This is a genomic window from Agromyces sp. Soil535 (assembly GCF_001428255.1).
Lineage (GTDB): Bacteria > Actinomycetota > Actinomycetes > Actinomycetales > Microbacteriaceae > Agromyces.
The window spans coordinates 55,583-75,691 of the sequence record NZ_LMRW01000011.1 but is presented as its reverse complement, the minus strand read 5'-3'; the positions used below and the strand labels follow the sequence as shown (position 1 = coordinate 75,691).

The following is a 20,109-nucleotide window of genomic DNA, read 5'->3' as shown; positions in this document are numbered from 1 at the left end:
AGATCAATGGCGAGCATCCCGAGCAAGTCGCCGAGCATGTGAATACGATCGCCACGGAGACCGGCCTCGGGATCGTGCTCCAGGACTACCCAGTCGCTAGCAGAGTCAGTGTCACGAGCTCTCACGTCATCGAGATTGTCGGCAGGTCCGACGCGATCGTCGCCGTCAAATCCGAGGCGCCACCGACTTCGGTAGCCATCTCCGACATCACAACTGCAACCGACCTTCCCGTGTTCGGCGGCCTCGGCGGGCTCGGGCTTCTGGACGAACTTGCCGCCGGCTCCGCGGGAGCGATGACCGGATTCTCTTTCCCCGAGGTCCTCTCCAGAGTCGTCACTGCCTGGCGATCCGGCGGTTACGAAGACGCGCGCACGCACTACATCGAGTGGCTTCCACTAGTCAATTTCGAGGCTCAGCCGGGAATCGGTATTGCGATCAGGAAGGCCTCCCTTCACTTGCGCGGAATCTTTGGTTCCGAAGCCGTAAGGGAACCCGGTCCGACAATGACCGACGTGCTGTGGTCGATGCTGCGCCAACATCATCGTTTCCTGCCGACTCACAACGGGAGGAACTGATCGGTGGATCTCGGACTGAGGAACCGCACCGCCATTGTCCTGGGCTCGACGTCCGGACTCGGGCTCGCCAGCGCCCGCCGACTCGCAGCCGAGGGCGCCTCTGTCATGTTCTGTGGGCGACGTCTGGATCTTGCTGAATCAGCGGCCGCGGAGTTCCCCCACTGCGCTGCCAGCGCGCTTAATCTTGCCGACGACCAGTCGCTTGATGAGGCCATCGAGGCCTGCCGCAACCGGCTCGGCGCTCCGGACATCGTGGTGCTCAACTCAGGTGGTCCGCCGCCGGGCACTGCGTCGGCGTTGAACCTCGACCAACTCGAGTCGTCCATTCACATGATGCTGCTCGCGCAGATAAAGATTGTGACGAAACTCCTACCCGGCATGCTCGACCGTTCCTGGGGGCGCATTGTCGCTATCGGTTCCAGTGGTGTCCAGCAGCCAATCCCCTCGCTTGCACAATCCAACATCGCGCGTGCGGGGCTTGCTGCTTACCTGAAGTCGCTTACCGGAAACGTCTCGCGGCACGGCGTCACAACCAACATGGTGCTACCGGGACGAATCGCCACTGAGCGCATAGCCGCACTCGACCGGGCAGCTTCCGAACGCACCGGTAAGCCCGTTCGGAACGTGCAACAAGAATCTGAGACCGCGATCCCTCTTGGGCGGTACGGACGACCGGACGAGTTTGGCGATGTCGTCGCTTTTGTCTGCAGTGAGCGCGCCTCTTACATCACGGGGTCGCAGATTCGCGTCGACGGCGGTCTGATCTCTGCGATCTGATGGAGCCGAACAAGGTATCTCCGATGTCGAAGGAATCCAGATTCGGGACTGGTGGGGCTCAACGAAAATGAAGGTCACGACGTGCTGACACGCATCACTGCAAGCCCCAAGAAGTATGCATGGGGATCCCTCTCCGCCATCCCTAAGTTTCTCGGCAAGGAGCCCGATGGCAGTCCTCAGGCGGAGTTGTGGCTGGGCGCACATCCGGACAGCACGACACGTCTCGTGGACAAAGCGGACACACAACCGGAAACTCTCAACGAATGGATCAGGGACCAACCGGAGACAACGCTCGGTTCCGGTAGCCGGTTGCCGTTCCTGCTGAAGCTGCTGGCCGCCGACAAGCCACTCTCGCTGCAGGCGCATCCCACCCTCGAACGCGCTCGAGTTGCCTTCGCGGAGGAAGAGGCCCGCGGCATCCCGCGCGACTCACCGGCGCGCAACTACAAGGACGAGTGGCACAAGCCGGAGCTAATAGTCGCATTGCACGACGGTTTCGAAGGGCTTTGCGGGTTCCGGCCCCTCGGGGAAACGGACGACTTTCTCCGGCACCTGTGCACGGGGGACGAGGAAGACCGAAGCCAGGTCGCGCAGTTGCGTGCCCACCTGAATCTGGACGGGCTGGAACACGCCGTGCGATGGATCCTCATCGACCGGCCGCCAGGCCTTGTGAACGAGCTCGTAGAGGCAGCCGCAACCCGGGATGTGGGGAGGTGGGAGAACGAAGCCCGCCTGCTGCGGCGGCTCGACGAGCAGTATCCCGGTGACCCAGGAGTAGCGGTGGCGTCGCTACTCAACTTCGCGATCCTCCAGGCTGGCGAGGCCCTCTTCCTGCCGGCGGGCAACGTCCACGCCTACGTGAAGGGCCTCGGTGTGGAAATCATGGCGGCAAGCGACAATGTGCTTCGCGGGGGGCTTACGTCGAAGCATGTCGACGTAGACGAGTTTCTCGCAGTGGTGGACTTCACCCCATTGCGCTCGCCGATCATCCTCGGCACGGTCGCCCCCTCCGCATACGTCGAGTACCAGGTCCCCAGCCACGACTTCCGGCTGCTCAGAGTCGACAGGGACACGACCACGGAACTCGACCTCAGTCACGCCGGCATCGCTCTCGTTGTGAGTGGCCAGGTGACCGTCACACAAGGCGACCAATCCCTCGTGCTCAACCAGGGTGAAGCGGTCTTCATCAGTCCGTCGCACCCCCGGGTTGGCGTCCGCTCGAGCGGGACCGTCTTCATCGCGACCGGCGCCGAGGCGTGAAGCGATCAAGCTCATCTGCAACGACCTCACCGACCACTCCGCGGAGCGGCCCGGCGACACCATTCGCGTGCCGTCAACAGGCCCTTCGAGCGGAAGACACCGCTGAATCCCTGACATCTTGAGGAGCGAACGATGAGAGCCGTCTTGGTTGCCGACCGTGCTGATCGAGACCTGGGGCTGCTCGGCGACTACCTCCGGAACGCTCATGCGACCACGCACTTTCTTGAGCGGGAGTGGATGACCAGCGACACGGTGCCAGCCGATGTCGTCGTACTTCTCGGCTCAAACCGTTCCGCTCATGACCCACGCCACAGCGAGATCGTCGCTACGGAAACCTCATTCATACGGCGAACGCTCGCCGACGGGGTTCCCGTCATAGGCATCTGTTACGGAGCTCAGGTGCTCGCACGCGCACTCGGCGGGAGCAGCTACCGCGGTGCCGTCCCGGAGTGCGGATGGACACAGGTGTACTCCAACAACGAGGAGCTCTGCCCGTCTGGACGATGGGGCCAAATGCATCATGACGTCATCCAGCCGGCGGAGACCTCGGAAGTCATTGGCTTGAACCTCGTTGCCCCTCAGGCTTTCGTCGATGAAAGCGCGGGCGCCCGGGCACTCGGATGGCAATTCCACCCCGAGCTGACGCTACCTACCTTCAAACGACGGCTAACGCAGCGCTACTCCGGCAGTGAAGACTCCAACCCGTTAGTGACTCTCGAGGAAGCATCGCATCACGCCCGAGACGCGGGCCCCCGCGCCGCCGCTCTGTTCCGCGCCGCCTTCCGGTATCTCGGTGTCGACACCCACGAACCACAGCGATCGGGGCCACCAACCGAAGCGGTCTGCATCCTCGGTTACAACTGATGGCAATTCGCATCATCGACGGACGCTCGCGAGATGCAGCGACGTGTTGAACCGATTCCGTCGTCGACTGACGGCGGCGCTCGAGACACGAGCTAATGAAAACGAGCGGCAAGTCGCGCTCGACGATCTCGCGCGAGCGTGCGCTGAAGCGGTGCTCCGACGGGATTGGTCCATGGCCTGCTTCAACGCTGACATGTATCGCCACCTAAGAGACGAGAAACCGAAGACTCACGGTCGCAAGGGCCGGTGAAGCAGGGTTAGGAATATGCCATGTTCTGTGGATTCCGACGGCTCCGTCCACGCGAGTGAGGGTGGTGTTCGCAGAGTCGCCCTTGATCACGACCCGGCATTCGTAGCCCCGAGCCGACCAGCGCGCCCCGAGTACGGGGAAGTTTCTGGTGAGGTCATTACCCTGCCTCGACGACAGCGAAACGTCGACGTCGCGAACGATGGCGAGTCAACAGCCGTCCCGCTTCGGCTCGTAGACGCAGCCACCGGATAGCACGGATGACTCGGTGAGTGTCCGCAACGGCCTTCGCGAGAGCGAGTTCGGGTGGGCAGTTGCAGGCTCGCGCCGCCCAGCGTACGCGCGCTCACACCGAAGGGCCCCGGTATCGAACGACCACCTGCAGGGCCGGGCTCGGCCGGGTCCGGCCCACAAACGGTGCCGCGTCTACTTGAGGTGTGAGATCGCCCGATGCAGGAGATTCTCCACCGCGTCGAGGGCGCGGAGGCGGAGCGCCTTCTTCGCGGTCCCACGCGAGTGGACGATCTCGCGCCAGTCATCGCGATGCTCAGCGATGGGGGTGCGCTTGTCGCCCGTGGAAGTCGCGTTCTCAAATGCGCAGTAAGGCCCCGAGCCTGCGGGGGAGTGCTCGAGTGTGTGGGTGGAGAGGACGTAGCGGAGCGGTGCTGGTGTTCCGCGACCGCCGGGATGAGCGGTGAGGCTGACGAACTGTGCCAGTACCGCCCCACTCACACTCGCGGAGAGTGCCGCCACGTTCTGTCGCGACGGGACTTCTCGACGAGCTCCTGCAATGTATTCCGGATCGTCGAGTAGCCCCTGCTTGTCGAGGGCGATCTCGCCAATGACGAGCTGGCCGAGGCAGGCCATGCAGGGGCGACCCGGGACGAGTGTGTGTGCACGCCAGATGCCGTTACGCATCCGACCGTCCGGGAACGTGTCGAGGGCGATTCCCCCGTCGATGACCGGGATCAGGTCCGCGTAGGCAATCCCGTTAAGTACCGCGCGCGGCCAGGGCCGGTCGACACAAGAAAAGATGACGTCGTAGTCCAGCGCGATGCTCACGCCGACCGGGTCCGTGATGCTGACCTCGTGGCGTCGAACCTCGAACGCCTCGGCAGTCGCTGCCGACATCATCAGCCGCGCAGCGACTTCGACCTTCGACCGCCGGAGTGCGGCGTCGAGACGGGTTGCGCCGATCATGCGGTCCAGGTTAACGGTCTCGACCGCGTCATAGTCCATCACGCCGACCGTGGCGAGGCCTGTCGCGGCGAGGCGCTGAGCGACATCGAGGCCGACACTTCCGCCGCCGACCACGAGGACGCGCATACGAGCAATTGACGCCTGACTGTGCCGGCCCCACGACGACACCGTGCGTTGCTGCGAACGGGTCACCTGGGGGACCTGACGGAGCTCGTCGTTCCACGTGATGGCGAGCTTGGGGGAGACCGACCGCACCGACTCCGCCCAGATCGGCACGCTGCGGTCGAACCAGAAACGAGCCGACCATGCGGTGTCCTTACCACCGAGCGTCATGCCCAGGAGGGGCATCTTCGTAATTCCGCGGGTGACGCGTTCGTACTCCGATTCCGTCTCCCAGTCCATGTGGCTGAGTTGTTGCCAGCCGCGCCCGCCGGGGTGGGAGTGGAGAAGCACCACCCCGTGGCCAACGGCGCGTGCTTCGCTTGACGCGCGGAGTACGTATTGACCGGTGAAGGATGCGTTGCCGTGCACGAACCGCTCGCCTTCGCGGGGGAGGATCACGGACTTGATGAGGGCTGTCGTCCGCTCGACACCGGTGGAGACCACGTAGGTCGCGATGAGCACATCTTCCTGCCCGTCATCGCGGATGAGGTGCTCCCGCATGATCGCTTCGACCTCCCCGGTCATCGCCACCGAATACCGCATGTCAAGCCGCCTTCGGGGTCGCGATGGAGATGAAGCCGCGCACGTGTCGGAGCCACGCAAGCGCCGGCGGCATCGACATATCGGTGTAGTTGTATTCGCGGGAGTGCCGCTTCCAACCAGGCGGGCAGTCGGTGTCGTCCATGTTCGTCTGGTCGAACTCGACCGAGGCGGGCAGGTGAATCCAGTGCGGCGGCACTGCGGGCCAGCTCAGCACCTCCGATACGCTCACGCCGGTCGTCACGACCTGACCCGCGAGTGCGCCGCCCACGGCCGTCACGTCGTAGAGGATCCGCGGTCCGTCTGCCCGGGCCGAGGCGCCCGCAGCGGTCATGTCAGTGATGAACTGATGGACCGCCTCGGTCAAGTGGTCCTCGTCGCTCACGCGACACCACCGACGTGCTTGGCGGTGACGAACTCGTCACCGTTCTTGATCGAAACGATCTGCTCGTCACGGAACTGCTCGGTACCGCCTGCCGGCAGGATGCGAGCGAGGTCGTAGCCGGAGGGGTCGACGCCGGCGAGAAGGAGCAGCGCCACTGCGGTCTGGTCGTCGTCATAGGTGTTGTGGGACTCGCCATCGATCGTGAAGCGGATCTTCTTGCGGGACACGAACTCCTCATCGTCCCTGAGGTTCACGATCTGGTTGTCGCCGATCTTCTCCTCGACACCGTTCTTCTTGAGAAGGAAGAGGTCGAAGTTCTTCGGGTCGCGTCCAGCCAGCCGTAGCAGAGCCGCGGCTTCTTGGTCGACATCGTGGGTCGCGAACGCCGTGCCATCGATGACGATGCGCAGGCTGGTGGGGGTGGTGGGGGCCATGGGGCCGTCCTTCCTTGTAGCGGGTGTCGCTCCTACTTCCGGGGTGGAAGCGGGTAGCATGTACCTGTCGGGTAAATCCCACTATAACAGAAGTACCGTTTACCAAAGAGGTAAAGCTTGCAGCTCGCGTGGTTCGACCCTCAGCTGGAGGGCTATTGCATCTCCGGTTCGCGACTCCGTGCTGCCGTCGGCGTTGATGCTGATGCGGCCGAGGATCTTCTGCACGTCGTTTCGCAAGCCCCACGGCTTCAAGACCTTGCGACGTTCCAAAGTGTTCGAATTGACGTCAGCGGGGGAAATCTGACTCTCTCGATCGAGGAGGTTGACATGCACGCCAAGCCACTCAGCTCTGAAGGGGTTCCTCGCACTGTTCAAAGCCGAGCAACCTTGCCTGACCACTCCCAGGCACAAGCACTTCTCATTCAGGCCTTACACGTTCGCGGCCGGTCGATTCTTCGGCTCGCGAGCTGACTCGGACTCATGACTATTTACACGCCCACAGACACCCAGTTCGACTTCGCGCCCCGACCCGGCCGCTTGCTTCAGCGAGAGCTCGACAAGCAGTCAATTAGCCAAGCGCAGCTCGCGGCGCGCACCGGGCTCAGCCCCAAGCACGTCAATCTCGTTATCAAGGGCACGGCCGCGCTCTCTCCGGACGTCGCCGTGAACTTGGAACAGATACTCGGCACATCTGCTGAGACTTGGCTCCGACTCGAGGCTGCGTATCAGGCCCATCAAGCGCGGAACGAGAAGCGCCACGCACTCCTCGGTTTCGCCGACTGGGCAGGGTCATTCCCTCGCCAGGTGCTCATCGATCGCAAAGTGATCGATCCGGGGGATACCGGCCCCGAGCTCGCGTCGAAACTTCTCGCATTCTTCGAGGTCGTGTCTCCTCTTGCTTACAAGAAGACGTGGCTCGAGCCTCAGGCGTCTTATAAGAGGAGCCAGCTTCACGCCATTGATCCCAACCTGACCGCCCTGTGGATTCGGCTTTCGGAAGTGCATGCGTCCGGTCTTCTGGCCAATACCGCGACCTACGATCCAGAGAAGCTTCGGGCAGCGGCCGTCGCGATCCCCAGACTCACTGTCCACAACATCGGGAGGGCATTCCGCGAGGTACAGGATCTGTTGCTCGGCGCGGGCGTTGTTCTCGTGTTTGTTCCAGAGATCCCGAATACCCGCATTAGCGGCGTATCGCGATGGATCAACGGAACACCAATGATCGCGGTGACCAGCCGATACAAGTTCTTGGACAGTCTATGGTTCACGGTGTTGCACGAGATCGCTCACGTGCTCCTTCACCCGAAGAGGAGTACCTTCATCGACGATGGTTTCAAAGCGAACGATGACGAGGACTCGCAAGAATCAGCCGCGAACGCGTTCGCGCAAGATCACCTGATTCCGCCGGCTTACCAAGACGCGCTCGTATCGACGACCACGGTCGACGGGATTCGTTCACTCGCCAAGACGCTTGGCGTAAATCCGAGCGTTGTTGCAGGCCAATGGGCGTTTCGAACCAACACGTGGGGCGGTCCTATTGGAAGGCTGCGGAAGACAGTAGATCTTGAAGAGGTACTGACTTAAGCGAGCCAGGTTCCCCGCAGGTCACGTTCGGACATAATAACTATTATGGGCGCAATTTAGGGTGCTATTCTTTCCGCCATTTCAGGTGCGAAATAGCTACCAATTCCCACTTTGACGGAGTACCGTCGAGGTATGGTTCCCACCACGACGACGACCCAGAAGCCCGGACTCCGCGCACACGATGACGCGATGCGGGCGACGCTGCCAGAGCTCGTCACTCGGCTTCGGGACATGCTCGGTGTGCGGCTCGTTGCCTATATCGGCAACGTGAAGTCAACGCGACCAGTCGGCGAATGGGCCAGCGGCGCCCGGAACCCCGGCGAGATGGATGCAGACCGCTTGCGGTTGGCCTATCAGATCGCCGCTCTCTTGCGAGAGCGGAACGAGGCGGTGACCGTGCAGTCGTGGTTCAAGGGCATGAACCCGGCCCTGAATGATGTCTCGCCTGCTCGAGTCCTCCGCGAAGGTGACCCAGCAGAGGTGGGCCCTAACGTGATGGCGGCCGCAAAGGCGTTCGCGTACATCGGATGACCGCGCCGGACTTGGAGATCACGTCGGATCCCGGCGAGGTTTGGAGGGTCGGTCATGGACCCGACCCCTGGGCATGGACGGACTGGCTCTACGCGCCCGCCGACGGGCGATTCAACGGCAGATGGGACGACCAGCTCGCCGAGTTCCGCACGCTCTACACCGGACAATCTCTGCTGGCGTGCCTTCTCGAGGTACTCGCCCACTTTCGGCCAGATCCCGTCACCGATGCAGAGCTTGACGAGATCGAGGACCCGGACGGGGATCTCGAGCACGCGCCAGATGCGCCGTCGGGCACGGTTGGCTACAAGTGGCTCGACGATCATGCCGCCGGCCGAGCACGGCAGGACGGCCGATACTGCTTCGTGACCCACTCGAGGAGTATCGCTGCCGTTCAGGAGGGCTTCCCGTTCGCGAAGTTTGACCTCGCTCCCCAGTTGCTTGATGCGTCCTTTCTGAAGGATGGCAACCAGCGAGACCTCACACGATCGATAGCCCATTGGCTCTACGACCTCCGCGATGCTGACCAGAATGACCTGGTCGACGGCGTCGAGTTTCGATCCCGATATGGCGATGACCTCCGTATGTGGGCGGTGTTCGAGCGGTCGTCAGACGGACGCACGAGCCGGCATATTCAAGATGATGAAGTCCGCGCCCTCCACCATGAGGACTCGGACCTGCAGGAAGCGTTCAATCTCCACGGTTTGCGCTGGAACGACTAGAGAGAGTCGACATCCGCGCCGCGACCACCACCGTGATCATTCAGCATGGGCGTCTCGATCATGAGGGCAACGAACCCAAGGAAAGCTGACTGCGGAGCATCCAGGGCCGGGAACTCGGCTCCCTCGCGCTGGAGGGTGCTCGCAGCGACCATCACAGGGAGTGGTTCAACTCCTGCCTCAATGCAGCGTCGCTCGTACGTCTCTCGCCACCGGTGGAAATCGGAACAGTCCGCGCAGGTCCACTCACCGGGGGTATCGGCATGATCCTCGAGATGCTCACGCAAGGGCGGGATTGGGAACGAGGCGCTTTGGTAGATCAGGCCGGAGCGAAGCATCCACTCCCCGCGGCCGGTTTTGATGGTGGTGAGGTCGAAGGGGGACACCACCGCGACCACCCGCGCTAGCTCCGACGCGACCCGTGCGGCCACCCTGTTCACCTTCGACTTGGCCATTCCCAGAGCCTATCCGGCACGGTGTTTTGAACGAGCTCCGCGGGCATTTGGGGGCTAGCCCGATTCGTCGATGGGCGTGAGGGTTGGGGGATGGTGGTCCAACGATTGACGAAAGATCAGCAGTGGAAGACCGTGGTCGAAGCGCTCGCGGTCGCATGTGTCGCGGTAGGTGGCTCCGGGATGTCGTCGTCCAAGATGAACATCGAGTTCGCGTTCTCCGCGGCGTGGCGCGAATGGCCGTGGCGGTCCGAGTTCCCAAGCGTCTCCGAGAGGTCGGCCTACATCTACATCTCCAAGAGCGAGCGCCGCAATGGTGTGATCGGTGCGTTCGATCTGGGACGGACGATGGAGCCGTACCTTCTGGAGAGTTACGAGTGGTGGGGTGCTGAGCAAGCCCTCGAGCACATCGGTGATCGAGACGGGCCTTCCGCCGAAGCATGGCGCTGGCTCGGTGACGCGTTCGTCTCCGATATGTCAGGTCGCCGCGGCTAGTCCAGTTCGTCGTCGGGACGTCCTGCGGCTGCGCTTACGTCGGCTCTCCCAATCACGAGCTGGGTTTGCACCAGTGCCCGCCGAGCTCGAGTGGCGTCTGCACGCGATCTGATGCCGGTCCCATTAGGCGCTGGTCTTCCTTCCAGGTGTGGCCGCGGTCGTTCCGGATGAACATGTTGCCGAGCACCGCTCGGCAATGGGGACACGTGAAGCCGTAGTGCTGCACCCCGCTGGTCTTCGTAAACCGCTTGGTAATCGTGGCTAGCTTGTCGAGCTGGCCGATGATGCGTAGCACGTCAGCGTGCATCTCGATAGGCGGGTCCGCGGGGAAGACGTTCACGTGGTCAAGCGGATCGAGGAAGCTGATCCCTCCACGGTGTCCGAACCGGGTTCCGGAGCGGCCGCAGTCGCCACACCGGAACGCGCGCTCGTCGGGTACACGCCAGATCCGAGACCACCCGGAGCACCGGTAACAGTTCATCCAGATCCACTCGACGACAAAGCCCTGTTCGGATTCGGCCAACGGTCGCCACCTGCGTGGATATTCGCCGAGCAGGTTGGTGACCGTCTCCTCGAGACCCGTCCCGTGATCATCGAACCACCGCGTGTTCGACCCCGGGAGCGTGGTGAAATCTCCACCGTCTCCTCGGAGTCCGAACACTGGGAGGTGAAAGTCGTACCCGCCTAGGGATTTCTCGTGCCTGGCGAACCAGTAGCAGTCGATCCCGTCGGCGAGATACCGGGCGGTGCGCGCGTGGTACTCCTCCGGTGTCTGCTGCGACCACTGCACCTCGAGCGCGACGCGACTAGTCCCGGAGCTGGCGAGGACATCGGCGATCCAGGCCCCATCCGGGGCTGGGACTTCTGGGGTCGCGTCCCAGCCGGCAGCGTGCGCGCCGAGGAGGATGAGCTCCTTGGCGCGGAGGTGCTCAGCAGACTCTGGGCGGTGCTCGACGTCGCAGTGGCTTCCGGGCCAGTGCGCGAAGAACCGGGTCCCGTACTTGCTTTGCTTGGGCACGGCACGCGCGTCGCAAGGTAGCGTCACGGTGGCGCCAGCCTTCATCTGCTGCCACAGTTCATCGCCGGTGAGTGGTGCCACCACCCGTTCACCGTCGAGCATCCCAACGAGCGGCATCCGTCTTCTCCTCAGCCCGAGTGGGCTGAGGCGCGGGCTGCAAGTTCCGCCTCGAATGTCGTCCACGACGACAGGAGAGGCTCGATCAGCGTCGGAGAGAAACGAACGTCTCCACGAAGAACTGGCGAATCGATGCCGCTGGCAACGCTGATGCGGAAACCGCCCTCGTGATATGCCGCATGGGGCCCGAGCAGTTCCATGGACTTCTTCACGAATTTCAGCGCCTGATCGACGTCGGTGAAGAAGATCTGCGTGGCCGCCTCCCAGCTGCTCGGGTGGTTAGGCAGGTAGTGATCGGGGTGGCCCTGGCACGAGTATTGGGTGTCCAGCCCCAGGCGCCAGAGCACATCGAGCAAAGGCGCGAGGCCCTCGTCGACTTCAATCCCGTAGAGCTCGACCTGAGGGTGCCCGTCGAAGCCGACATGCGGCTGCCGGTCAGGAATCCGGTCACGTTCGTCGCTCCTTCCCAGACCATACCCGCCACGCCAACCTCGCTGAAACGCATCTCGAGCTGCTCGGGAGCGCTTCCAGCGGGCAATATCGAGCTTCACGCGAGCAAGCTCGCGCTCCGGGTTCGCCGATCGTTTCAGGGCCACGATTGCAGAGTCTCACAGATCCTGCCGACATGCTCCGCGGCCGCATCCATGGCGATTCGACGCTAGAGTTCGGCCTCGTGAGCACCGCTTCAAATCGAGCTCTTCCGCTGAGCGATGGCCAGCTGCGCGCATTGGGAGAGCTCGCGTATTTCGCGGCCCAGCTTGAGAACGTCGTGGAGGTGATCCTCGACGAGCTGATCGACGAGAACCCTGGGGTCGGTGCTGCACTCACGGGGCGTCTTCCGTTCGGGCAGAAGATCGAGCGCATCCGGGCCATGATCCCCTTACGGGCCGAACACGACCTGTACTCGCCGATGCTTCGCGATCACATCGACTGGGCTGCTGAATCCATGAAGCAGCGCAATCTGCTTTTGCACTCCCGATGGGCGCTGACCGAGGACCAAGTAACCGTCCAGGTTCGGGGACGCGACTTCGTATCGCGCACACATCTCGAGGTGACAGAGGAAGACTTGGTGGACGCCGCTCGGCAGATGCGAAATGTCGTCCAAGCCCTCGAAATCGATTGGGCCGGCCTCGTCGTGACCTTGGGACGGACCGAGCCCATCGAGGGAACCACCCGCTATGTAAGCGTCCCGAACCGATGGCACATCCCAGGAAAACTCACTCCCTCACCCTCGCGCCAGAAGACCGACCTCGACCGGTGGATCGAGGGTTCCATCAGCCGTGACGAGTACGAGCGCCGTACCGGTCACGAGCTCGGCAGACCCAACGGGTTATGAACCAGGCATTTGAGCTCCACGGGCTCAGTTGGAATGAGTGAGCGGAGGGATTGATGGCGCATCCCTGGCGCGTCGTTCGGGCCTACTTCACAGTCGAGGGGTTCATCTGGCTTGTCGCATTCACTGCTGCTTCCGCCGTAGCTACATGGGCCCTCTGTCTGGCCATACTGAACGCGCTCCCGCCGTGGGTTCTTCTTCTTGCCTGTGGAGCTGCCGGCCTCACGGCTGTGGGGCTGGTTGTTCGTGGATCCGCGGGCGCGCCTGTCGATCCTGAGCGAGTCGCCCTTATCGAATCGATCTGGCACGTTACGTCACGGGAGCTCCGTGTTGGCGAAGTCGTTCGCTTCGATCCAATGTTCTGTCGACCGATGTCCCGACTGTTCCGCACGGATCGGCCTTTCTCGATGCCGCAGCGCGCCGTCTGGTTCTTTCGGGTGCGTCCGAGTCTGGCTCACATCAGCGGCAACGTCGACCGCAGGAAAGCAATGCATCTCTATGAATTGCGACCAACGGTCCTCGAGCATCTATTTGAACGTCGCGATGCCATCGCCAGCACCGACGTGGTCGAGGCGGTCGTCTGTGCTGCTGACTCGGCGGCGGTGTAGACGACAGAGTGACGTGAATCGGAGGCGTGTGCTACCGTGCGTTGTACAACGCATAACGGAGTGACATGTTCCCCACTTTCGCGACCTCTCCTCTCGAGGAGACGGCGTCGATCACGAAGCGCCAGGCGGCTGGCGCGCTCGGCCTGAATATGGCGTCGCTAACGAAGATGGTCAGGGCAGGGATGCTGCCGCTCGTCGACGACGCGAGAGGCAGGGTTGATGCAAAGACGGTCGACCGTCTCACGGGCCGGCCTCGCTTGGTCACGACCCATGGCGAGCTAACCGTTCTGCGAACGGATGCAGGCGAGCCGTCCAAGTCGCGGTACCCAGACGACAACCGCGAATGGTTGGGATTCGACGTGGGGTTCACCGACGAGGTACTTGCGGCCGCGAGTCTCCGATGGTGGCGATGCAATCCTGAGAGGGTCGTCGACAACGGGCTTTTCGCGGTAACCGTTGCCACGTTCCCAGTTGCGCTGTTCATGCTCGGCGCCGACGCGCACGCCGGGACAATCCAGCTCGACAATGAAGGATTCGAGCGGCACCACTTCGAAGGTCTCCTACTGGCTCGAGTCGGGCCAGGAATGGTGACGCGCTTCTCCCCCGACCTGCCCGACTGGCTCGCGGTGCCGGCAGAGCAGGTGATGTCGAGCACCATCGAGGTCTCGGCCGGTGGCCCGGTCGGATACCTCACCATAGGAGGGAGCAACTGATGGGAATCTCCGCTCGCAATCACCTGAATCTGTTAACGTGCCGTCTTGACGAGGGGATGGTGGCGAAGGACAGACACTTTGGTTGGTCGTCGACGGCGGAGTGCTCCCGCCCATCAAGTCGAGCTGGATATCTGGGGACTCGAGGCCGAGTCCGCAGATGCGGCGCTCGAGCAGGCGCGGACAGCGCCGGTTTCACCCGTCGAGCAGCAGTTGCTCGACGGCACACTTAGCTTCGACGACGTGCGAGAGGACTCTGGAAATGATCGGGACGATGATGAACACGTACGGCCGCGAGGCGCAGGAGTACTGGCTGAAGAACCTCCCCTCGAGGTACCAGGCGCTCGAGGATCCCGAGACGTTCTTCTCGGGGCTGGGCGAGGAGATCGCCCAGCAGGTCGAGCAAGCGACGGAGAAGCTGCAGGGAACGGACAGCGCGGACGAGAGCTACTTGGAGAAGGTGGCCAGGCTGAACTCGGCGAGGATCACGGCCGAAGAGCTGGTGAAGCAGGACCTAATGTTCCTGCCTCCGGAGACGTCCGCGTTAATGAGCCCAACAGAGCTCCGGGAGGAGTGGGACGCGGTGCGGCCGATGGACGAGGCGATCATCGATTGGGTCGAGACCTTCTGGATGGCGGAGACGATGCCGTTGGCGGACGAGCTCGAGGAGACCGCGAACCGGTGGATGCTCCCAGTGAGCTTCTTGCAGGAAATGCTGCAGGCGGAGCTGCCGAGGAAGGTGTGGAACGACCGGGAGGATCTCGTGGCGGCCGCCGCGGATCAGCGGTTCGAGGCTTGGATGAAGGCAGGGGCGGACCTCAGCAACCCCTAGCCCTCGACGTGGTCGACGAGCTCGTCGACCACGAGCTTGGGGCATCGACGGGGGCCCGGTTCGTGCCCGCATCGCAAGAGCTGCTTGCACCCTCTGGTGCGAAGGCTCGCTACGCCGCGAATGTCGAGGCGATCCGCCTATCGCGGCGGATTGAGGACGAGGGACGGTCTGCAACGGCACCAGAGAAGGCAGTGCTCGCGCGGTGGTCGAGCTGGGGAGCACTCCCCGAAGTATTCGACCATACGAAGGACGCGTGGACGGCTGAGCGCGCTGAGCTGCGAGAGCTGCTCGACGACAAGGAATGGGCACAGGCACGCCGCACGACGCTGAACGCGCACTACACCGATCCCGCGTACGTCGCAGCGACATGGGGTGCGCTCGGCCGGCTCGGGTTCGCCGGCGGCGACGTCCTCGAGCCGGGATCTGGCGCCGGCACATTCGTGGGACTCGCGCCTGAGCACGCCCGGATGACGGGCGTCGAGCTCGACCAGGTCACCGCGGCGATCTCGAAGGCCATCTACCCGCACGCCACCATCAGGGCAGAGTCGTTCGCCGACACCCGCTTCCCGACTGGTCACTTCGACGCTGTCGTCGGGAACGTGCCGTTTGCCGACGTCGTGCTCCATGACCCGACCCACAACCGCGGCGGGCATGCTCTGCACAATCACTTCATCATTAAGTCCCTCGAGCTGACCCGACCTGGCGGTCTTGTCGCGGTCCTCACGTCGAGGTACACCCTCGACGCTCAAAATCCGGCCGCAAGGCGCGAGATGAACCAGCTTGCTGACCTCGTCGGCGCCGTCCGGCTGCCCTCCGGTGCGCACCGTCGCGCCGCCGGCACGGAAGCTGTGACTGACCTCGTCGTCTTCCGCCGTCGCGACCCCGGCGTCCCGCCAGCCTCGGTACTGTGGGAGACAGTCACGGCCCGGCAGATCGACGGGCACCTGGTGAAGCTCAATTCTTACTTCGACACCCGGCCCGAGAACATCCTCGGTGAACTCCACGTCGGCACCGGCATGTACGGAGCGGAGACCTTGCACGTCGCGGCCGGTGACCTCCACGAGACGCCGGCCCGACTGCGTAGCGCGCTCGATGGAGTGATCGCGGACGCCGAGGAGCACCGGCTGCTTGGCGCGCCTCGTAGCGTGTCGAGCATCGCACAGAAGGCCGAGTACCGACCGGCCCCAGAACAGCACTGGGACGGCACGATCCTTCCAGACGGCCGCGCTGACTTCGCACTCGTGCAGGCCGGCGGTCTCGAACCGCTGAAGGTACCGAAGACCGCGGCCGCCGAACTGCGCACCCTGCTCGGTCTGCGGGACCAGGCCGCAGCGCTGCTCGATCGGGAGTCTGTCGAACGAGACGACACAGACGAGCTCGAGCACGCCCGGAGTGGCCTCCGCCTCGACTGGCAGCGATACGTCGCCCGCTATGGCCCGATCAACCGGTACTCGCTCCGCTCGACCGGCCGCGTCGACCCTGAGACTGGGGAGCCCGGGACTGCCCGGATCACGCCTACCGCGGTGCGGCTGCTCCGCCGAGACCCGCGGGGCGCGCTCGTCCTCGCACTCGAGCGCTTCGACGATGCCGACCAGACCGCAGCGCCGGCGGCTCTGTTGCAGAAACGCGTCGTCGTGCCACGAACGATTCGCGACGGCGCTGACACTCCCGCCGAGGCCGTCGCGATGAGTCTGGACCAGACCGGCCGCGTCGAGCTGCGGATAATCGCGCACCTACTTGGCACCTCCGAGCCGGAGGCACGTCGCCATCTCGGCGAGCTCGTCTACGACTCCCCCGCCGGCGGGCTGATCCATTCCGCCGAATACCTCTCGGGCAACGTACGCCAGAAGCTCGACGCTGCACGCACCGCGGCCGCCGACGATGACCGCTACCGGGTCAACGTCACCGCGCTCGAGCGAGTCATGCCGCCCGAGATTCGTGCCGACGAGATCCAGGCTCGCATGGGCGCAGTCTGGATCAGCCCCGAGGTGCATCGGGAGTTCCTCCGCGATATCCTCGCCGACCGTTCGATCACCGTCGAGAATCCCCTGCCGGCGAAGTGGACCGTGAAGGGCAACCGCCATTCCGTCCGCGCTACCAGCGAATGGGGCACCGGCCGGCGGTCTGCGATCGACATCGCCCAATCTGTCCTCTCGCAAGCACCGATCCGTGTCGAGGACGAGATCAAGGACGATGGCTCCACTCGCATGGTGCTGAACCCGACCGAGACCGCGGCCGCTCAAGAGAAGGCCGAGCTCATGCAGGAGCGGTTCGGCGAGTGGGTATGGGAGAACCCGGAGCGGGCCCGTGAGCTCGCGGCCGAGTATAACCGCCGCTTCAACTCGATCGTGCTCCGGGACTACACCGGCGACGGCGATCACCTCACCCTGCCAGGACTGGCTGCAGGCTTCACACCGCGGCCGCACCAGCGCGCGGCGGTCGCCCGCATGCTGGCCGAGCCCTCAGTGCTGCTCGCGCACGTTGTCGGTGCCGGCAAGACCGCAGAGATGGTCATGGGCACGATGGAGCTCAAGCGTATGGGCATGGTCTCCAAGCCCGTCGTCGTGGTGCCGAACCACATGCTCGAGCAATTCGGCCGCGAGTGGCTTCAGATCTACCCGCAGGCACGAATCCTCGCCGCCTCGAGCGACGACCTCGCCGGTGAAGCGCGACGTCTGTTCGTCGCCCGGGTCGCCGCGAACGATTGGGACGCAGTCATCATGACCCGTACCGCTTTCCAGCGGGTCCCGCTATCGGCGGCCGCGGAGTCGGAGTTCATCGATCGCGAGCTCGTGACGCTCCGCGACGCACTCGACAAAGTTGACCCCGAGATGCGGTCGACGATCAAGGAGATCGAGAAGGCGATCGCCAGAGCCGAGGAACAGCACAAGCGCCTGGTCGACCAGCCGCGCGATCCGGGCATAATCTTCGAGTCCACCGGCATCGACTACGTCGTCGTCGACGAAATGCACGACTACAAGAACCTGAAGACCATCTCCTCGATCCCCGACGCGAAGATCGAGGGCGCCGCGCGCGCGACCGACCTGCTCATGAAGCTCGAGTACCTCCGCGCCCGCCACGGTGCCCGTGTTGCCACCGTCGCGACGGCGACACCGATTGCGAACAGCGTGACCGAGGCGCACGTCATGCAGCGCTACCTTCGGCCAGACCTGCTCGAGGACGCCGGCGTGCTCGCGTTCGACGCGTGGGCGGCGACGTTCGGCAAGACGGTCACAGAGATGGAGATGGCCCCGGCCGCCGGCGGCCGATTCCGCATGAAGACCCGGTTCGCGTCATTCCAGAATGTGCCCGAGATGCTGCGCATGTGGCACGTCTTCGCCGACGTGAAGACCGCTGAAGATCTCAACCTGCCGGTCCCCAGGATTCGGCAGCGCGAAGACGGCCAACGACTGCCTGAGACCATCGTGATCGCCCCATCCTCAGAGCTCCAGGGCTACGTCGCCGGCCTCGGCGACCGTGCCGATGCGATCGCGCAGCGCCGAGTTACCCCGGATGTCGACAACATGCTCAAGGTCACCACGGACGGCCGAAAGGCCGCCCTCGACATGCGCATGGTGTCCCCCCTCTCGGTGCCGACATCGACGACGAAACTCGACCAGGTCGCCGCGACCGTCGCGCGCATCTGGCATGTGAACCGCGAGAACGAGTACATCGACCAGGAGACAGGGCAGCCCTCACCCAACAGAGGTGCACTGCAGCTGCTCTTCTGTGACCTCGGCACACCGAATGCCGAGCGATGGAACGCCTACGACGAGCTCAGGCTGCGCCTCACCGATCACGGAGTGCCGGCCGAGCAGATCCGATTCATCCACGAGGCCCGCAACGACACTGAGAAGGCGCGGATGTTCGCCGCCGCACGCTCCGGACACATCGCTGTCCTGATCGGGTCGACGAGTCGAATGGGCATGGGAACGAACGTCCAGGCCCGAGCGGTCGCCTTGCACCACGTCGATTGCCCGTGGCGACCGGCCGACGTCGAACAACGAGACGGCCGGATCGTTCGACAGTTGAACCAGAACGATGAGGTCGGAGTCTACCGATACGTCGTCGAGGGTTCCTTCGACGGCTACATGTGGGAGACCGTATCGCGCAAAGCCAAATTCATCGCCCAGATCATGCGTGGCCGCCTCGATGTACGAGAGATCGAGGACATCGGTGACACCGCCCTCTCGACCGCCGAGACGAAGGCGCTCGCTTCCGGCAATCCCTTGCTGCTCGAGCAGTCCACCGTCGCGAACGAGGTCGCCAAATTGCAGCGCCTCGAGCGTGCATGGCACCGCGATCAGTCCAACCTCGTGCACACCAAGGAGCACATGACCCGTCGCCTCGAACTTCTCGACGTCGAGCTCGACGCACTCCAGGTAGCCGAACCGCGCGCGATCGATACGAGCGAGGACAGATTCCGGATGACCGTCGCCGGCCATGAGTTCGGCAAGCGAGCGGATGCCGCGGCCGCGATCACCGATTGGGCCGCGCGCACACAGATCAGGTACCTCCCGGTGCACGTCGAACGCCCACTCGGCAACCTCGGCAACCTCGGCGGATTCGACATCGACGCGATGGCGACGAGCATCGCAGGACGTCCGGCCGTCGTCGTCGAGCTTCGCGACGTGCCGGGTGCTGCTGTGCACATTCCGCGTGACGAGTTCGGATCCGGGACTCTCGGACTGGTCCGCCAGCTTGAGCATCGCACCGCATCGATCCCCCGGCTGATCGCGGACACCGAACGGCGGCGAGCTGAGGCCACTCAGTCACTTGACGACGCCGACCGGCAACTGGGTCAACCATTTAAGCGCCAAGAGGAGCTCCGCGAAGCCCAGCGCCGGCTGGACCGAGTCAACACCGAACTCGCAAAGCTAGCAGCACCAGAACCGACGACCGAAGCACCCGTGCCAGCGACTCCCGAGCGCAAGACTGAGTCGATCGACGTGCGCGCCCGACGGCTTCTGCAGACCGAGGACCAGGCGACGGAAAGCACGACAATCGGCCTCACTCAAACGCCGCGGCGCGAGATCGGATGGTAACTGGGCGCCGCCCCCACCGGGGCGCCGCGTGAGGGGCCGCCCGGCCCCCTCACCACTCCCCGCGGCGTAGCGCAACCTCTACGAGTGCACGGTCATCCGATGCGCACCTGGGCATGAACTCAAGGGGAAGAGGAGCCGGCCAAGGCCGGCACTGCACTGACCTCCCGGCCTTCGGCCGGGAGGTCTTTCCCGTCTGGTGGTGGGTGGTTGACCCGCTGAGCATA

19 protein-coding genes are annotated in these 20,109 nt (G+C 63.9%); 13 read left to right on the top strand and 6 right to left on the bottom strand.

The window, feature by feature from the left end:
* From ASG80_RS09380 to ASG80_RS22915, 4 genes are all read left to right on the top strand, one after another.
* Nucleotides 1–575: dihydrodipicolinate synthase family protein (locus ASG80_RS09380; RefSeq protein ID WP_200952539.1), on the top strand; the 575-nt coding region annotated here is incomplete at its 5' end.
* A gap of 3 nt (nucleotides 576–578) precedes the next feature.
* Nucleotides 579–1,352 carry an SDR family oxidoreductase gene (locus tag ASG80_RS09375; protein WP_056729918.1) on the top strand — a complete coding sequence of 258 codons (774 nt, stop codon included), beginning with the start codon at nucleotides 579–581 and terminating at the stop codon, nucleotides 1,350–1,352.
* Nucleotides 1,353–1,403: 51 nt separating this feature from the next.
* On the top strand, nucleotides 1,404–2,612 hold the full coding sequence (gene manA / locus ASG80_RS09370; RefSeq protein WP_162256618.1) for a mannose-6-phosphate isomerase, class I: 1,209 nt from the start codon (nucleotides 1,404–1,406) through the stop codon (nucleotides 2,610–2,612).
* Nucleotides 2,613–2,744: 132 nt separating this feature from the next.
* A complete protein-coding gene (locus ASG80_RS22915) occupies nucleotides 2,745–3,476 on the top strand; it encodes a type 1 glutamine amidotransferase (protein WP_082590048.1) in 732 nt (243 codons plus the stop codon).
* A gap of 673 nt (nucleotides 3,477–4,149) precedes the next feature.
* On the opposite strand, the gene ASG80_RS09365 is transcribed toward ASG80_RS22915, so the two are convergent.
* The 3 genes from ASG80_RS09365 to ASG80_RS09355 are packed head-to-tail and all read right to left on the bottom strand — an operon-like array spanning nucleotide 4,150 to nucleotide 6,444.
* Nucleotides 4,150–5,628, bottom strand: a complete 1,479-nt coding sequence (locus ASG80_RS09365) for a ThiF family adenylyltransferase (protein WP_056729916.1) — start codon at nucleotides 5,626–5,628, stop codon at nucleotides 4,150–4,152.
* A 1-nt stretch (nucleotide 5,629) separates the two neighbouring features.
* Entirely contained in the window at nucleotides 5,630–5,992 is a 363-nt protein-coding gene (locus ASG80_RS09360) for a hypothetical protein (protein ID WP_156401752.1), read from the bottom strand.
* A 14-nt stretch (nucleotides 5,993–6,006) separates the two neighbouring features.
* Nucleotides 6,007–6,444 carry a hypothetical protein gene (locus ASG80_RS09355; RefSeq protein WP_056729914.1) on the bottom strand — a complete coding sequence of 146 codons (438 nt, stop codon included), beginning with the start codon at nucleotides 6,442–6,444 and terminating at the stop codon, nucleotides 6,007–6,009.
* Nucleotides 6,445–6,924: 480 nt separating this feature from the next.
* On the opposite strand from ASG80_RS09355, the gene ASG80_RS09350 reads away from it, so the two are divergent.
* From ASG80_RS09350 to ASG80_RS09340, 3 genes are all read left to right on the top strand, one after another.
* Complete coding sequence (locus ASG80_RS09350; protein WP_056729913.1) at nucleotides 6,925–8,028, top strand: HigA family addiction module antitoxin; 1,104 nt, start codon at nucleotides 6,925–6,927, stop codon at nucleotides 8,026–8,028.
* A gap of 189 nt (nucleotides 8,029–8,217) precedes the next feature.
* Complete coding sequence (locus ASG80_RS09345; protein WP_156401751.1) at nucleotides 8,218–8,559, top strand: hypothetical protein; 342 nt, start codon at nucleotides 8,218–8,220, stop codon at nucleotides 8,557–8,559.
* Nucleotides 8,556–9,278 (top strand): RES family NAD+ phosphorylase, encoded by a 723-nt coding sequence (locus ASG80_RS09340; RefSeq protein WP_056729911.1) that lies wholly within the window; start codon nucleotides 8,556–8,558, stop codon nucleotides 9,276–9,278. Before ASG80_RS09345 ends, ASG80_RS09340 begins: the two co-directional genes overlap by 4 nt.
* Here ASG80_RS09340 and ASG80_RS09335 read toward each other — a convergent pair.
* Nucleotides 9,275–9,730, bottom strand: coding sequence for a hypothetical protein (locus ASG80_RS09335; RefSeq protein ID WP_056729910.1), 456 nt, complete (start codon nucleotides 9,728–9,730; stop codon nucleotides 9,275–9,277). The two genes, ASG80_RS09340 and ASG80_RS09335, sit on opposite strands and share 4 nt — an antisense overlap.
* A 90-nt stretch (nucleotides 9,731–9,820) precedes the next feature.
* Between ASG80_RS09335 and ASG80_RS09330 the strand changes: the two genes are divergently transcribed.
* Nucleotides 9,821–10,222 carry a hypothetical protein gene (locus ASG80_RS09330; RefSeq protein ID WP_056729909.1) on the top strand — a complete coding sequence of 134 codons (402 nt, stop codon included), beginning with the start codon at nucleotides 9,821–9,823 and terminating at the stop codon, nucleotides 10,220–10,222.
* Nucleotides 10,223–10,274: 52 nt separating this feature from the next.
* Here the strand turns inward: ASG80_RS09330 and ASG80_RS09325 are convergent, their stop codons facing one another.
* Together ASG80_RS09325 and ASG80_RS09320 are read right to left on the bottom strand one after the other, a co-directional pair.
* On the bottom strand, nucleotides 10,275–11,357 hold the full coding sequence (locus ASG80_RS09325; protein WP_056729908.1) for a competence protein CoiA: 1,083 nt from the start codon (nucleotides 11,355–11,357) through the stop codon (nucleotides 10,275–10,277).
* 11 nt (nucleotides 11,358–11,368) lie between these two features.
* Nucleotides 11,369–11,953: a hypothetical protein gene (locus ASG80_RS09320; RefSeq protein WP_156401750.1), complete on the bottom strand. Its 585-nt coding sequence runs from the start codon at nucleotides 11,951–11,953 to the stop codon at nucleotides 11,369–11,371.
* A 29-nt stretch (nucleotides 11,954–11,982) separates the two neighbouring features.
* Here ASG80_RS09320 and ASG80_RS09315 point away from each other — a divergent pair, with 29 nt between their 5' ends.
* From ASG80_RS09315 to ASG80_RS09295, 5 genes are all read left to right on the top strand, one after another.
* Nucleotides 11,983–12,693: a hypothetical protein gene (locus tag ASG80_RS09315; protein WP_056729906.1), complete on the top strand. Its 711-nt coding sequence runs from the start codon at nucleotides 11,983–11,985 to the stop codon at nucleotides 12,691–12,693.
* A gap of 368 nt (nucleotides 12,694–13,061) precedes the next feature.
* Complete coding sequence (locus ASG80_RS09310) at nucleotides 13,062–13,298, top strand: hypothetical protein (protein ID WP_056729905.1); 237 nt, start codon at nucleotides 13,062–13,064, stop codon at nucleotides 13,296–13,298.
* Between the two features lie 65 nt (nucleotides 13,299–13,363).
* Nucleotides 13,364–14,011: a hypothetical protein gene (locus ASG80_RS09305; protein WP_056729904.1), complete on the top strand. Its 648-nt coding sequence runs from the start codon at nucleotides 13,364–13,366 to the stop codon at nucleotides 14,009–14,011.
* Nucleotides 14,012–14,270: 259 nt separating this feature from the next.
* Entirely contained in the window at nucleotides 14,271–14,840 is a 570-nt protein-coding gene (locus tag ASG80_RS23530) for a hypothetical protein (RefSeq protein WP_056729903.1), read from the top strand.
* On the top strand, nucleotides 14,804–19,885 hold the full coding sequence (locus tag ASG80_RS09295; protein ID WP_162256616.1) for a helicase: 5,082 nt from the start codon (nucleotides 14,804–14,806) through the stop codon (nucleotides 19,883–19,885). The genes ASG80_RS23530 and ASG80_RS09295 overlap by 37 nt, the downstream gene beginning before the upstream one ends.
* The last annotated feature ends 224 nt before the right edge of the window (nucleotides 19,886–20,109 follow it).